General features: G+C 67.7%; 10 protein-coding genes. 5 read left to right on the top strand and 5 right to left on the bottom strand.

From position 1 onward, the window contains the following. The first annotated feature begins 135 nt into the window (after positions 1 to 135). Positions 136 to 270 (top strand): hypothetical protein, encoded by a 135-nt coding sequence (locus tag ABD210_RS22610; protein ID WP_344113942.1) that lies wholly within the window; start codon positions 136 to 138, stop codon positions 268 to 270. 313 nt (positions 271 to 583) lie between these two features. Next, the gene (locus ABD210_RS22605) at positions 584 to 1,360 is read left to right on the top strand and encodes an alpha/beta fold hydrolase (RefSeq protein ID WP_344113941.1); all 777 of its coding nucleotides are present in this window, start codon (positions 584 to 586) and stop codon (positions 1,358 to 1,360) included. A 137-nt stretch (positions 1,361 to 1,497) separates the two neighbouring features. Here ABD210_RS22605 and ABD210_RS22600 read toward each other — a convergent pair whose 3' ends face one another. Then, positions 1,498 to 3,378, bottom strand: coding sequence for a propionyl-CoA synthetase (locus ABD210_RS22600; RefSeq protein WP_344113939.1), 1,881 nt, complete (start codon positions 3,376 to 3,378; stop codon positions 1,498 to 1,500). Between the two features lie 162 nt (positions 3,379 to 3,540). Here ABD210_RS22600 and ABD210_RS22595 point away from each other — a divergent pair, with 162 nt between their 5' ends. Further along, the gene (locus ABD210_RS22595) at positions 3,541 to 4,461 is read left to right on the top strand and encodes a threonine/serine dehydratase (protein WP_344113938.1); all 921 of its coding nucleotides are present in this window, start codon (positions 3,541 to 3,543) and stop codon (positions 4,459 to 4,461) included. Here ABD210_RS22595 and ABD210_RS22590 read toward each other — a convergent pair. The 4 genes from ABD210_RS22590 to ABD210_RS22575 form a co-directional block, all read right to left on the bottom strand. Then, positions 4,454 to 7,594, bottom strand: coding sequence for an efflux RND transporter permease subunit (locus ABD210_RS22590; protein WP_344113936.1), 3,141 nt, complete (start codon positions 7,592 to 7,594; stop codon positions 4,454 to 4,456). The two genes, ABD210_RS22595 and ABD210_RS22590, sit on opposite strands and share 8 nt — an antisense overlap. Positions 7,595 to 7,613: 19 nt before the next feature. Further along, complete coding sequence (locus ABD210_RS22585) at positions 7,614 to 8,051, bottom strand: hypothetical protein (protein ID WP_344113935.1); 438 nt, start codon at positions 8,049 to 8,051, stop codon at positions 7,614 to 7,616. Positions 8,052 to 8,053: 2 nt separating this feature from the next. Then, on the bottom strand, positions 8,054 to 11,170 hold the full coding sequence (locus ABD210_RS22580; protein WP_344113934.1) for an efflux RND transporter permease subunit: 3,117 nt from the start codon (positions 11,168 to 11,170) through the stop codon (positions 8,054 to 8,056). 195 nt (positions 11,171 to 11,365) lie between these two features. Then, complete coding sequence (locus tag ABD210_RS22575) at positions 11,366 to 12,322, bottom strand: hypothetical protein (RefSeq protein WP_344113933.1); 957 nt, start codon at positions 12,320 to 12,322, stop codon at positions 11,366 to 11,368. A 341-nt stretch (positions 12,323 to 12,663) separates the two neighbouring features. Here ABD210_RS22575 and ABD210_RS22570 point away from each other — a divergent pair, with 341 nt between their 5' ends. Beyond that, positions 12,664 to 13,617 (top strand): ABC transporter ATP-binding protein, encoded by a 954-nt coding sequence (locus tag ABD210_RS22570; RefSeq protein WP_344113932.1) that lies wholly within the window; start codon positions 12,664 to 12,666, stop codon positions 13,615 to 13,617. Beyond that, the gene (locus ABD210_RS22565; RefSeq protein WP_344113930.1) at positions 13,617 to 13,967 is read left to right on the top strand and encodes an ABC transporter permease subunit; all 351 of its coding nucleotides are present in this window, start codon (positions 13,617 to 13,619) and stop codon (positions 13,965 to 13,967) included. The genes ABD210_RS22570 and ABD210_RS22565 overlap by 1 nt, the downstream gene beginning before the upstream one ends. Positions 13,968 to 14,043: the final 76 nt, after the last annotated feature.

Below are 14,043 nucleotides of genomic sequence, written 5' to 3'. Positions count from 1 at the left end.
CGAATCCACGAGCACCGAACCCGGCGTATGAGGGGGTAAGTCCCTTTGCACGTGACGTAACCGAGCCGATCCCGCCGGAAAACTGCGCTCTGTCATCTGTGTCATTTGGGGTGGGTGCTGGATGAGACTGGGGCGATGGGCAACCTTTCGCCCGATCTGGCCGGACCTGTCGCGCTGGAGCTCGCCAAGACGGTCGAACACCTGCCGGGCGCGCACGGCATGCCCGGCGGATCAACCTTCGAGTTGAAGTGGGACGGGTTCATTCACTGAACAAGTCAACGGCGGCTTCTGATCCTGTGAGCGCGCCTTTCGTTGGGTCGGGGGCGTGTCAGTTGTCGTTGGCGGCCTGGTAGTCCTGGTCTGAGACGGGCTCTAGCCAGGTGGTGCCGTCGCTGTCTTCGAGGGCTTCGAGTAGGGCATCGGTACAGCCGCTCGGCGTCGGTCTTGCAGCCCCTGCTCGAACGCCACCACTCGACCCAGCGCAGTACCTCGCACCGTCACACCCTCTCCAGCAACGCAGGCTCGCGCGAATCGTCGCCTGAAGAGTTCAGTCAACTAGCCGAGGGTGGGCAGACTGACGGTCATGCCTCACGCAACGGCTCCGGACGGCACCCGGATCGCGTACCACGTGCGCGGCGAAGGTCCGCCACTCCTGCTCCTCGCCGGGCAGTCGAACAACCATCACTGGTGGGATCCGGTCCGGTCCGGCTTCGAGCGCTCTCACCGGACCATCACCTTCGACTACCGCGGCACCGGCGACAGCGACAAGCCGGACGAGCCGTACAGCACGACCGGGTTCGCCGACGACGTGATCGCGGTGCTCGACCAGCTCGGGGTGGAGTCGGCCGACGTCTACGGGACATCCATGGGCGGGCGGGTGGCGCAGTGGCTGGCGATTCGTCACCCGGAGCGCGTCGACGCGCTGGTGCTCGGCTGTACTTCGCCCGGTGGGTCCCACGGCCTCGAGAGAAGCCGAGAAATCCGGAGAGCGCTCGCTGACGCGGACAAGGTGGGGCGCGACCGGGTCCTCCTCGACCTGATGTACACGCCGGGCTGGCTCGCGGCGAACCCAGGTCCGTATCCGGTTCTCGGAGACGCCGAGATGCCGGCCTACGCGAAGGGCCGGCACCTGGTTGCGAGCAACAAGCACGACGCCTGGGACCAGCTTCCGCTCATCAAGGCCCGCACCCTCGTCGTCCACGGCTCGGACGACGTCTTCAGCCCGGCCGCCAACGCAGAACTGCTCGCCGCCCGCATCTCGAACGCCGACCACCACCTGATCCCCCACGCCCGCCACGCCTACTTCCACGAATTCAGCACCACCGCCACTCCCCTGGTTCTCGCCTTCCTGGACCGCTGAGGGGCCGGGCGCACTGATGGGTGGGGTGAGCCGAGGGGCCGCGGGCGAGCTGGAGGGTCGAGGGCGAGCTGAGGGGCCGCGGGCGAGCTGAAGGGTCGAGGGCGAGCTGAGGGGCCGGGGGCGAGCTGAAGGGGCGATCAGTCCGAGTGGCGGAGGATGGCGCGGAGGCTCTCGAGGACGGCGGGGTCCTCGATCGTGGAGGGCACCGGTTCATCGCGGCCGTCGGCGATACCGCGCATGGTCTTGCGGAGGATCTTGCCGGATCGTGTCTTCGGCAGGGCGTCGACCACCGAGACCTCGCGGAACGCGGCGACCGGGCCGATGTCGCGGCGTACTGCGGCCACCAGTTCTTCCTGGAGCACCTCCGGGGAGATGTCGGCGCCGGCCTTGAGGACGACCAGTCCGCGTGGCAACTGGCCCTTCAGCGCGTCGTGGACTCCGATCACCGCGCACTCGGCGACCGCAGGATGTGCCGCCAGGACCGCTTCCATGCTCCCGGTGGACAGGCGATGCCCGGCGACATTGATGACGTCATCCGTGCGGCCCATCACGAAGATGTAGCCGTCGGCGTCGATGTAGCCGGAATCACCCGTCAGGTAGTAGCCGTCGTACCGGCTCAGGTAGTTGTCGATGTAGCGCTGGTCGTCGCCCCACAGCGTCGGCAGCGCGCCTGGCGGGAGCGGCAGCTTGATCGCGATCGACCCCTCGTCCCCAGCGGGTTGCCGGGTTCCGTCGCCGTCGAGGATGTGGACGTCCCACCCGGGTAGCGGCACGGTCGCCGATCCGGGCTTCACCGGCAGCGGCTCCAGCCCGCGGGGGTTCGCCGCGATCGGCCAGCCGGTCTCGGTCTGCCACCAGTGGTCGACCACCGGTACGCCGAGTTTGTCGTGGGCCCAGTGATAGGTCTCCGGGTCGAGCCGTTCGCCCGCGAGGAACAGCGTGCTGAACCCGGTCAGGTCGTACTTCGCCAGCTCCTCGGCGTCGGGATCGACCTTCTTGATCGCCCGGAGCGCGGTCGGAGCGGTGAAGAGCGCTCTCACGTGATGCGCGGAGATCATCCGCCAGAAGGCGCCCGCGTCAGGCGTACCGACCGGCTTTCCTTCGTAGAGAACGGTGGTCGCGCCGACCAGCAGCGGCGCGTACACGATGTAGGAGTGCCCGACCACCCAGCCGACGTCCGAGGCGGTCCACCAGACATCGCCCGGGCCGATGTCGTAGACGGCCTTCATCGACCAGGCGAGCGCGACCGCGTGACCGCCGTTGTCCCGGACGACGCCCTTCGGTTTGCCGGTCGTCCCCGAGGTGTAGAGCACGTAGAGCGGATCTGTCGCCGCCACCGGTACCGGGTCGGCCGGCGCGGCGCCTGAGATCGCCGTTTCCCAGTCGAGATCGCGCTCTCCGAGTTTCGCCGGGGCGATCTCGCGCTGCAGCACGATCGTCTTCTCCGGCCGCTGCGTGGCCAGGTCGAGCGCGGCGTCGATGATCGGTTTGTACTCGACCACCCGGGTCGGCTCGATCCCGCAGGAGGCAGCGACGATCACCTTCGGTGTCGCGTCGTCGATCCGTGCGGCGAGCTCCTTGGGGGCGAACCCGCCGAACACGACAGAGTGGATCGCGCCGAGCCGCGCGCAGGCGAGCATTGTGATCACCGCCTCCGGCACCATCGGCAGGTACACGATCACGCGGTCGCCCTTGCCCACACCCAACGACCTGAGCGCGCCGGCGAACACGGCCACCTCGTCGCGCAACTCGGCATAGGTGTAGCTCCGCGAGGTCCCCGTCACAGGCGAGTCGTGGATCAGCGCAGTACGGTCGCCGTTGCCGGCTTCCACGTGTCGATCCAGAGCGTTGTACGACGTGTTCAGCTCGCCGTCCGGGAACCACCCGTAGAGCGGTGCGGCCGAGTCGTCCAGCACCTTGGTCGGTGGTCGCGTCCAGCTGATCGCGGAGGCCGCATCCAGCCAGAACCCGTCCGGATCCGCCAGGCTGCGGCGGTAGCTCTCGTCGTACGCACCCATCTGCTCGCCTCCGTGTCGCCAAGCAACGAACTCACAGCCGCAACCAGCTTGCGCTGTAGCTTCTGCAGTCTTGCCTATCACCACCAGCCACGACAGACCCCCCGACAACGGCGGGCCCCGCGCCGTTCCGGACTGGCAGGCCAGGCCGCCTAGGGTTGGGGCATGACAGTGACTCGCGACGATGTGCTGCAGGCCGCCCGCCGGATCCAGGGCCGCGTACGCCGGACGCCGGCGCTGCAGGTGTCGCCCACGGTGACGTTCAAGCTGGAACTGCTGCAGCACGTCGGCTCGTTCAAGCCGCGCGGCGCGTTCAATCGGCTGCTCGGCGCAAAGGAACAGGGCCTCCTCACGGGCCAAGGTGTGATCGCCGCATCCGGTGGCAATGCGGGCCTGGCCGCCGCGTACGCCTCGCGCGAACTCGGTGTGCCGGCGCGCATCTTCGTCCCGGTGAACGCGCCGGCCCCCAAGGTCGCCCGTCTGCGCACGCTCGACGCGGACGTGGTCCAGGTCGGCAACGAGTACGCCGAGGCCTACGAAGCGGCGGTCATGGCGGCGGAGGAGTCGGGCGCCTTGCTCGTGCATGCCTTCGACCAGCCGGAGATCGTCGCCGGCCAGGGCACGATCGGCCTCGAACTACTCGACCAGGTCGACGGGTTCGACACGGTCCTGGTCGCCGTCGGCGGAGGTGGTCTGATCGCCGGCATCGCGACCGCCCTCGGCGACAGCGCCCGGGTGGTCGGGGTCGAGCCCGAGCTGGCGCCGACGCTCCATCGCACCTTGGCGGCCGGCGAACTCGTGGACGTGCAGGTCGGCGGTCTGGCAGCGGACTCGCTCGGCGCGCGGCGTCTCGGCACGCTGGCCTTCGAGGCGGCGAAGTCCTACGACCTCCGGTCGGTGCTGGTTCCCGAGGAGGCGATTGTTGCTGCCCGCAACGAGCTGTGGCACGAGTACCACCTGGCGGTGGAGCATGGCGCCGCAGTCACCTACGCGGCTCTCCGGACCGGTGCCTACCAACTGTCCGACGGCGAGCGTGTCGTCGTGGTCGTCTGCGGCGCCAACACGGACCCCTCGACCCTCAGCTGACCGACGGCTCGACCTCGGCCGGCTCTTCTCGCCGGGACTGCTTGGGCTTGCCGAACCGAAGATAGAGCGCCGGTACGACGAACAGGTTGAGCAGCGTCGAGGTGAACAGACCACCGAGGATGACGATCGCCAGCGGGTACTCGATCTCGTGGCCAGGTATCTGACCAGCGACGACGAGTGGAACCAGGGCGAGCCCTGTCGCCAGCGAGGTCATCAGGATCGGGTTCAGTCGCTCCATCGCCCCTCGCAGCACCAGCTCCAAGCCGAAGGGCATGCCCTCTTCGCGTTCCAGGTGCTGGAAGTGGTTGATCATCAGGATCCCGTTCCGGGCGGCGATCCCGAACACGGTGAAGAAGCCGACCAGCGCTCCCAGCGAGATGATCCCGTCGCCGGCCCAAACCGCGAGCAGACCACCGACGAGGGCCATCGGCAGGGTCACTAAGGTCAAGGTGGCCAGCCGCCAACTGCCGAACGACGTCTGCAGCAGCAGGAAGATGCCGAGGGCAGCGGCTGCGGCGAAGAGGAGCAGCCGGTTCTGGGCCGCCTCCCGTTCGGAGAACTCTCCCTTCAGCTCGGCGTGGTAGCCCTGCGCGAAGGTGACCTCCTCCAGTTCGTCCTCGATGTCAGCGACTACCGCGCCGAGGTCCTGACCCTCGATGTTGGCGATCACGTCGATGCGTCGCGACGAGTTGGTCCGCTCGATCACGTTCGGGGTCGGCCTGACTGCCACGTCAGCGACCTCGCCCAGCCGGACGTGCCCGCCCCCAGGCTTGTCGATCAACAGGCTTTGCACGCTCGACACGCTGTTCCGTGTCTCGGGCGTGCTCCAGACCTGGACGTCGTAGGCCTTGCCGGCCCGGAAGAGGTCACCCACTTCCTCTCCGGCGATCCAGGCGGCCGCGGCGCGGCGTACGTCACCGGGCTTGATCTTGTACTTCTGGGCCGCGGCGAGGTTCACCTTGACCTCGACCTGAGGCACGTCGACATGCAGTTCGACATGTTCCTCGATGACCCCGTCGACCTTGCCCATCATGGCGCCGATCTCCTCGGCCTTCGTGTGCAGCGTGGCGAGGTCGTCGCCGTAGATCCTGACCACGATGGCGGCCTTCGAACCGGTCAGAACCTCCCTGATCCGCTCCTTCAGATAGGTCTGTACGTCGCGGAACAGGCCGGGATAGCCGTTCACCACGCCCTGGACCGAGGCCAGCGTCTCGTCGTAGTCGACCTCCTCGTCGACGCTGATCCAGTTCTCGCCGAAGTTCACCCCGACGACCTCATCGGCGATCAGGGCCTGGCCGATATGGGCGCCGAAGTTGCGGACCCCGTCGATCTGGCGCAACTCCTTGCTGGCCTCGGTGGTGATGCGGACCATCTCCGGATGCGAGGTGGATGGCTCCGTGACCCAGTGCATCAGGAAGTCGCGTTCCTTGAACGAGGGCAGCAACGACTGCCCGACCAGCGGCAGTACGAGGACTCCCGCGAGCAGGGTGACCAGCGCAGCGGCGTACGCCCGGCGTGGCCGTTTGATGATCCGGCGCAGCAACGGAAGATAGCCGCGTCGCAGTAGCCGCGCCAGCGGTGAGTCGTGGTGCTCCTTGGTCGTACCTCGCAGAAGCATCAGAGCCAGCGCCGGCGTGACGGTGAGGGCCACGACCAGCGACGCGAGCGTGGCCAGGGTGTAGGACAGGGCCAGTGGGCGGAAGAACGAGCCGGTCAGCCCCTCGAGCAGGAACACCGGGGCCGTCGCCACCACAATGATCAGCGTCGCCGAGACGATCGGGCCGCGCACCTCGAGCGAAGCCTCGAGGATGACCGACGCCGTCGATCGGTCACTGCCCGAGGCTCGATGCTGGCGCAATCGGCGCATGATGTTCTCGACGTCGATGATGGCGTCGTCGACCAACGCGCCGAGCGCGATCACCAGCCCCGCGAGGATCATCGTGTTGATCGTCTCGCCGCGCACCTGGAGGATGAGGCCGGCCGCCATCAGCGAGAGCGGGATCGAGATGATGCTGATCAGCGCCGCGCGCCACTCGAACAGGAACAGGAACACGATCAGGATGACCAGCCCGAAGCCGAGCAGGAGGGCTCTGGTGAGGTTGTCGATGGAGTGCTCGACGAAGGTGGCCGGCCGGAAGATGGTCGTGTCGATCTGGTAGCCGGTCAGGCCCGGGCGCATCTGGTCGATCGCTTCCTCGACACCGCGGGTGACGTCGAGCGTGTTGCCCCAGGGCAGCTTCTCCACCACCAGCATGAGTCCGGGACCGTCGTTGATCACGGCGTCGCCGATCAGTGCCTGGTGGTCCTCCTTGACCGTGGCCACGTCGGACAGCCGCAGCACCTTGCCGTTCTTGGTCGCGACCGGGATCTGGCCCAGGTCCGCGGGCGTGACGATGGCCTGCTTGTTGTTCACGGCGAGGCGCTGGTTGGGCGTGTCGATGAATCCCCCGGTGCCGATCAGCGCGCCGTTGGAGAACTGCAACAGCCCGGAGTCCAGTGCGTCGGCGGTGACGTTCATGACGGTGTCGAGGGACACGTCGTGCTGTGCCAGCCGGACGGGGTCGGCCTGCACCTGCATCATCTGTAGCCGCTCGCCCCAGATCGTGACGTTCGCGACCCCGGGCACCCGGAGGAGCCGCTCGCGGATGGTCCAGTACGACGTCATCGACATCTCGATCAGCGAATGAGTCTCAGACGAGAGCCCGATCTTCATCACCCGGCTGGTCGCCGACAGCGGCTGCAGCATCACCGGCGGGCTGGACCACGTCGGCAACGAGGGCGTGATGGCCTGGACCCGTTCGGACACGAGCTGCCGGGCCCGGAGCAGATCCGTGCCCGGCTTGAAGATCAGCTTGATCGAAGAGAGCTGCGGAACGGACTTCGACCGCATCTCGGAGAGGCCGTCGACGCCGTTGAGAGCGTCCTCCATGGGTACGGTGACCAGTCCTTCGACCTCTGCGGCGGACAGCCCGAGCGATGGTGTCTGGACCTCCACCTGGGGTGGCGCGAACTCCGGGAAGACGTCAACCGGCATGTCGCGCACCTGACCGGCCCCGAATGCCATCAGCACCGCACCGAGGGCTACGACGAGGTACCGGTACCGCAGGCTCGATCGGACGATCCATCGCATCATGCTGGCTGCCCCTACCGCATCAGTGGTCGACGCCGAGCTCGGTTCCGTACAGTTCCGCCGCGCCGACCGTGACCACGGCTGTGCCGGCGGCCGGACCAGCCGACAGGATCGCCTGTCCGGCGGCGATGGTCTCGACCTTGATGGCCTGCCGCAGGTATACCCGCGGTTCGGGGTTGGTGTAGACCCAGGTCCCGCCGGTCGCGTCGTAGATCACCGCTGCATAGGGGACCACCTTGCGGCCCTGTGCACCGGAATCCTTGGCGGGTTCGGTCTTGATCCCGACGCGCTCGATGGCTCTCGCCTCGAGCGTCAGCCGGCTCAGCTGCGAGCCCGCGATGGCCTCGACCTTGGCGGGTGAAGGCAGCTCGGACTCCGCCTCCGCGGTGTCCGAGCAGCCGGACAGGACCAGGCCGCCAACCAGGAGGCCTGCGGCCGCCCATCGACTCGTGACGCGCATCGTCATTCCCCTTTCTGGTCGACCCGGGCCGGAGCCGAGAAGTGGACATACAAGGACGGCAGGCAGAACAGATAGAACAGTGCGGAGGTCGCGAGTCCGCCGAGCAGCACCTGGACCACTGGCCGGACCGTGTCACCGCCGGGGAAGTCGACGAACAGCAGTGGGATCAACGCGGCAGCGGCTGCGAGCGGCACGACCAGCGTCGACGCGAGTCGTTCACCGGCTCCGCGCACAGCCAGACTCGTCCCGGCCGGCCGGCCCTGCTCCCCCAGCGTCTGGTAGCGCTTGAGGAGCATCAGAGCCTGCCTGGCCGCCATTCCGACGACCGCCAGCAACGCGCCGATGGTGACCAGCGACAGCTCCCGGTTGCCGAGGAGCATCGCTATCAACGCCCCCGAGGCTGCGGCCGGGAGGGTCAGCACGGCGAGGGTGGCAAGGCGCCACGAGCCGAGAGTTGCCTGCAGCAACAGGAAGGTGAGGATGATCGCGGCGAGTACGGCACCCAGGACCCGGAGATCGTCGCCGGGCCGTTGCTCAGCCTCGCCGAGCACCTCGGCGTGGTGCTCGATCGGGAACTCGACGGTCTTGATCCGTGTACCGACCTCGTCGGCCACCTCTCCGAGGCTGCGGCCGCTGACATCGGCGACCACGTCGACGTACCGCGACACCGCGTTGCGCTTGATCATGGTCGGCGCCGGCACGATCTTGACACTGGCGACGTCGCCGAGCCGGACCTGACCGCCATCGGGTTTGTCGACGTTGAGGTTCTCCACACTGGTCAGGCTGCTGCGGGACTTCTCCGAGCTCCAAACGACGACCTCGAAGACCTTCTGTTCCTCGAACAGACTCCCGACCTCGACGCCGGCGAGCATCAGCGCCGCCGCCCGGCGGACATCACCGGGCTTGATGCCGTGACGTTGCGCTGCACCGAGGTCGACCTGTACCTCGATCGTCGGCTCGTCGATCTGGGCCTCGACGCGGGCCTCGCGGACCCCGTCGACCTCCGCCATCGCGGCGCGGATCTCGTCGGCCTTCTGACGCAGGACGGTGGCATCCTGACCGTAGACCCGAACCGCCAGGTCCCCGGTGATGCCGGTCCGCGCGGCCTCGAGTTGCCGGTCCGGATGGGTGCGCAGGTTGTGGTTCAGCCCCGGGTAGCCGTTGATGACCGAGCGGATCGCGGTCGTGGTCCGGTCGTAGTCGGCGTCGGGGTCGATGCTGACCCACAGCTCGCCGGAGTTGACGCTGACGGCCTTGTCGGAGGTGATGGCCCGGCCGAGATGCCCGCCGACGTTGCGAACCCCGGGAACGGCCCGCAGTTCACGGCTGACTGCCGCGGTGATCCGCGCCATCTCGGGGTACGACGTACCGGGGTAACCGTCCCAGCTGACCTGTACGTCGGTCTCCCTGGTGGTCGGCAACGCCGACTGAGCGAGTGTCGGCACGATCGCCAGGGCCAGGAGCAGCGCGAGGCCGGCGGCAACCATCACCTGAACCGGGCGGGCGATCAGGCGCCGGACCGTGCGGACATACCAGCGGTACAGCCGGCTCGACCGCCGTACTCTGCCAGGCGTGCGGTGTCCGACGGACAGGAGCAGCAAGAGCGCAGGAGTCACCGTGAGGGCGACGATCGTCGAGATCACCACCGCTAGCAGGTAGGACAGCACGAGCGGATCCGCGAACGCGTCGGTGACGCCTTCCAACAGCACCATCGGCGCGGTGATCACGATGATGATCAGGGTCCCCACGATCAGCGGGGTCCGGGCTTCCAGTGATGCCCGGGCAACCCGGGCCTCGGCCTTGTCCTCCGGTAACCGGCGGTCTCGCAGGCGGCGGCCGATCGCGTCCGCATCCGTGACCGCATCTCCGACCACCACACCGACCGCCATCAACAGCCCGACCAGCACCATCGCGTTGAAGGTCGCCCCGCGCAGGTTCAGCACGAACAGCGCGACGGCCAACGACAGCGGAATGGTGATCAGGGCAACGACCGCGGCGCGCCAGGAGGCGAGCAGGGCGATGACGATGAGCAGTACCAGCAGGAGGCCGATCAGGCCGGCGATGGCAAGCCCGTTCAGACCCGACTCGATGAAGGTCGCCGGGCGGTAGACCGAGGTGTCCAGCGTGATGCCGGTGAGGCCCGGCTGAAGCTTCTGCAGCTCGGCCTCGACGCGCTGCGTCACGCCCAGCGTGCTCTCGCCGGGGAACTTCTCGACCACGAGCATCAGGTTGCGGTCGTCGTTCACGACCGCGTCACCGATCAGCGGCTGGTGGTCCTCCACCACGGTGGCGACATCGCTCAGCTTGAGGTTCGTGTTCTGCGTTTCCGGCGCGCCGTCCTTGGGTTCCAGGCTGACCCGCGAAAGGTCCTGGGCGGTCGTGATCGGCAGGATATGCTGGATGCTGAGCCGTTGGTTGGGGGTGTCGATGAAACCGCCCGTACCGGGTGTCGAGGCCTCGACGAAGCTCAGCGGCGAGACCCATAGCGCGTTCCCGGTGGTCTTCATGACCTGGACCAGCGACACTCCGTGGGCACGCATCTTGTCCGGGTCGACCTGCACCTGCAGCTGCCGTTCGCGCTGACCCCAGATGGCCACGTTGGCCACACCCGGTACGCCGAGCAGCGCCGGCTTGATCTTCCAGCGGGCTAGCACAGACAACTCGGTCAGGGACAGGTCGCCGGCTGACAAGCCGATCACCATCACCCGGCCGGTGGACGACAGGGGCTGCAGCATCAAGGGCGGTCGCGAGACGTTCGGCAGCGCGTGCGCCTGCGTCATCCGCTCCTGGACGAGCTGGCGGGCAGCCATGATGTCGGTCCCGGGCTCGAACACCAGGTCGATCGACGAGAGGCCGTTGACGGACTCGGAGCGGATCTCGTCGAGGAAGGCCACGCCGTTCAGCAGATCCGCCTCGAGCGGGACCGTGACGAGTTGCTCCACCTCGGACGCGGACAGCCCGAGTGCCTCGGTCTGGATCTGGACGGTCGGCGGCAGGTACTCCGGCAGCACGTCGACCGGCGTGGATCTGATCTGGTTGACCCCGAGGATCAGCAACACGCCGGCCAGCGGCACGACGATGAAGCGAAATCGCAGGCATGCGGCAGTGATCGAGCGCATTGGTGCGCCTCTCCTTCCCCCGAAGGAACACGGCACGTGAAGGCGGACCTCGTCGTCGGCAGCGATCACGCCTGACTGAAAGTCTGGCGACGTGCCCCCACGGCCAAACCTGTAGTCCCGTTCCTCTTGATCGGAAGTGTGACCACGATCACTACGGACCGTCAATGCCTTACCGGGTCACAATTCAGCTGGGGTTCAGTTCATCGGCGCTGTCTTGGCGTAGACATCCTTGCTGCGCTGGTAGGCGCTCTTCTCCATCTTCAGTGCCTCTGCCCGCGCCGCCGCGAGGCCGGCCCGTGACAGTGGCGCCGCGCTTGTCAGTTCAAGCGTTTCCTTGTTCGGATCGTTGCCGAAGTACCCGACCCGTACGTTTCCGACGCCGGCCGCGAAGTACTTGAGTTGATGGGCGCCGGGCTCGGCGAGGTTGTACTCGTCGGTGACGATCACGCCGGAGAAGCAGCCGGTCGCAACGCAGGTGCGCTGCCCGACCTGGTGAATCCGTGCGCGGTCCGCCCAGTTCACCGCAGGACCCCAGCCCTGCGCATAGCTGCGTTCCTTGAGCTTCGGCTGGGCCTTCATGGCGATACCGGCCCGCGCACCCTTCAGTCCGTGGATCCAGGTCGGCGTCTCGACCACCTTGCCCTCCTCGAACACCTCTGGGTACTCCCCGAAGTGCCAGACGGTGCCGTCATCTGCCTGGGCGAAGAACGCCAGCTCGGCCTCATCCAGCACCCCGGCCTTGTAGTCCCTTTCCCAGACCACGCGGGTGCGGACGCCGTCGATCACTTTGGTCAGGTCCGTAACGATGAAGATGACGCTGCGCGTGAGGCGCTCGCCGTCCTCGATCGTCTGCCCACGATAGGAAAGCCGCATCCCTGGCCGGAGCGGGAAGAACTTGTTGTTGACCGTCGCCGATGGCCCGAACGCAGTACGGTCGAAGCCCGGCTCGGGGCCGGTCTCCGGCACCGGTCGCGGGGTCGTCGGCGGACTGGCCGTCCGCGCGGTCGTCGGAACCCCTTGTGTGGCGGTCGTTTCCGGTGCGGTGGTCGCCTGCGGACCAGCCACTTCGTCAGCACCACAACCGGCAAGCATGATCGGCCCGGTCAGGCCGGCGGTCAGTACTAGTGCGTAACCGATGCGAGAACGTCGCATCTCGTTCCCCTCCCCCAGGGCACCTGGCCGCACGCCGACGGCATGTCCCCCGACCGGTGTCTCGTGCCGCCAGTGTGCAATGCGGCCCCGGTCCTGGAAAGTGATCGAAGGTATCGCTTCGGTCACCAATTCGCCCTTGACCCCTTGCTGATCCGCCGTCATGCCTTCACGATGACGCCAAGGCGCATCGGGGATTATGGCGCTAGCCACGCGGTTCTCGGGGCGTCCACGCGGCGCTGGACGCCGCGATGACGGTGGCGGATGCAGCACCCGACCGCGCGCGGGTGAGGGGGCGTCATGGAGGTTCTACGAGTTTCCGGGCCCGAGCGGGGCGGCTGATCGTGGCCGGTGAAGCGGCACTCGAGGCACGCGAACTGCGCAAGTCCTACGGCCGGGTCGTCGCGGTGGAGTCGCTCGATCTCGAGGTCGCGGCCGGGACAGTGCTGGGTTTCCTCGGGCCGAACGGCGCCGGGAAGACGACGGCGATCCGAATGCTCACAACGATCCTGGCACCCGACAGCGGCGCCTTCACCGTCGCCGGCATCCCGCACACCAGACCTGCTGACATTCGTCGACGGGTCGGGGTGCTGCCGGAAAGTGCCGGCTATCCCGGCGGCCAGACTGGCGAGGAATGGCTTTGCTACCACGCCGAACTGTTCGGCCGGACCCGCGCCGACGCCCGGTCGACGGCGCGCCGCCTGCTCGCGGACGTCGGGCTGGCCGACCGCGGCCACGCCCTGATCTCCAGCTACAGCAGGGGCATGCGGCAACGACTCGGGATCGCGCGCGCGTTGGTCAACGACCCGGACGTCGTGTTCCTCGACGAGCCGACGCTCGGCCTGGACCCGAGTGGCCAGGTCCAGGTGCTCGACCAGATCAGCCGGGTCGCGCGCCAGCGCGGTGCCACGGTCCTCCTGAGCACCCACGTGCTCGCGGACGTCGAGCAGATCTGCGACCGCGTGGTGATCCTGAACCGCGGCAAGATCGTTGCTCAAGGCACCGTCGCCGAGGTGGTCCGGCAGGCTGCCGCGCCACGCCACGGCCAGCTGAAGATCCCGCCGGAGTTGCTGGACCGGGCGCTGGCGGCACTGGCTTCAACCGACGTCCTCGCCAAGGCGAACGGCGGTGGCCGGCGGGGCGAGCTCGAGTTGAGCATCCCTTCCGACCTCCAACTGGAAGTGGCTGTTACGCAGGCGATCGGTGCCCTGCTCGAGGCAGGGGTCCCCGTGCTGGGGTTCGCGCTCGAAGGCGGCCGGCTCAGCGATGCCTTCCTGGCCGTCACGGAGGACGTCTGATGGCTACTGTCACGAAGTCACCAGCCCGAGCGGGGCGTACGCCGTGGCTCGTCGTTGCCGAGCGGGAGGTCCGTGACCTGTGGCTGGGTGGTCGCGGCCTGGCCCTGCTTCTCGCCTACGCGGTCGTCCTCAGCGTGACGACCTATCTGACGGCCACCAATGAGGCACTCAATTTTCTGGAGCAACGCGAGTCCGTCAGCTTGACGCTGCAGGTCGCCGTGGCGATCGGTGCCCTTCTCGCACTGCTGGCCGCGGCGGATGCCATCAGCGGCGAGCGTGAGCGCGGCACCCTCGAGAGCCTGCTGCTCGCACCGATCTCGCGACGCTCCATCGTCATCGGCAAGGGGTAGCCGCGTACACGTTGTGGCTGGTCGCCTTCGTCGTGGCCGTGCCCTACGTCTGGTACCTCGGCCGAGGTGTCGGAGT

Origin of the sequence: Kribbella alba (assembly GCF_039529635.1) — a bacterium.
In the GTDB taxonomy this organism is placed as follows: domain Bacteria; phylum Actinomycetota; class Actinomycetes; order Propionibacteriales; family Kribbellaceae; genus Kribbella; species Kribbella alba.
Note: the sequence above shows the minus strand (reverse complement) of the source record. Positions and strands in the feature narration are given on the sequence as shown.

Coding starts and splice junctions, on each gene's coding strand:
- ABD210_RS22610 (WP_344113942.1), top strand. CDS start 136: ATGGGCAACCTTTCGCCCGATCTGGCCGGACCTGTCGCGCTGGAGCTC.
- ABD210_RS22605 (WP_344113941.1), top strand. CDS start 584: ATGCCTCACGCAACGGCTCCGGACGGCACCCGGATCGCGTACCACGTG.
- ABD210_RS22600 (WP_344113939.1), bottom strand. CDS start 3,378: ATGGGTGCGTACGACGAGAGCTACCGCCGCAGCCTGGCGGATCCGGAC.
- ABD210_RS22595 (WP_344113938.1), top strand. CDS start 3,541: ATGACAGTGACTCGCGACGATGTGCTGCAGGCCGCCCGCCGGATCCAG.
- ABD210_RS22590 (WP_344113936.1), bottom strand. CDS start 7,594: ATGATGCGATGGATCGTCCGATCGAGCCTGCGGTACCGGTACCTCGTC.
- ABD210_RS22585 (WP_344113935.1), bottom strand. CDS start 8,051: ATGCGCGTCACGAGTCGATGGGCGGCCGCAGGCCTCCTGGTTGGCGGC.
- ABD210_RS22580 (WP_344113934.1), bottom strand. CDS start 11,170: ATGCGCTCGATCACTGCCGCATGCCTGCGATTTCGCTTCATCGTCGTG.
- ABD210_RS22575 (WP_344113933.1), bottom strand. CDS start 12,322: ATGCGACGTTCTCGCATCGGTTACGCACTAGTACTGACCGCCGGCCTG.
- ABD210_RS22565 (WP_344113930.1), top strand. CDS start 13,617: ATGGCTACTGTCACGAAGTCACCAGCCCGAGCGGGGCGTACGCCGTGG.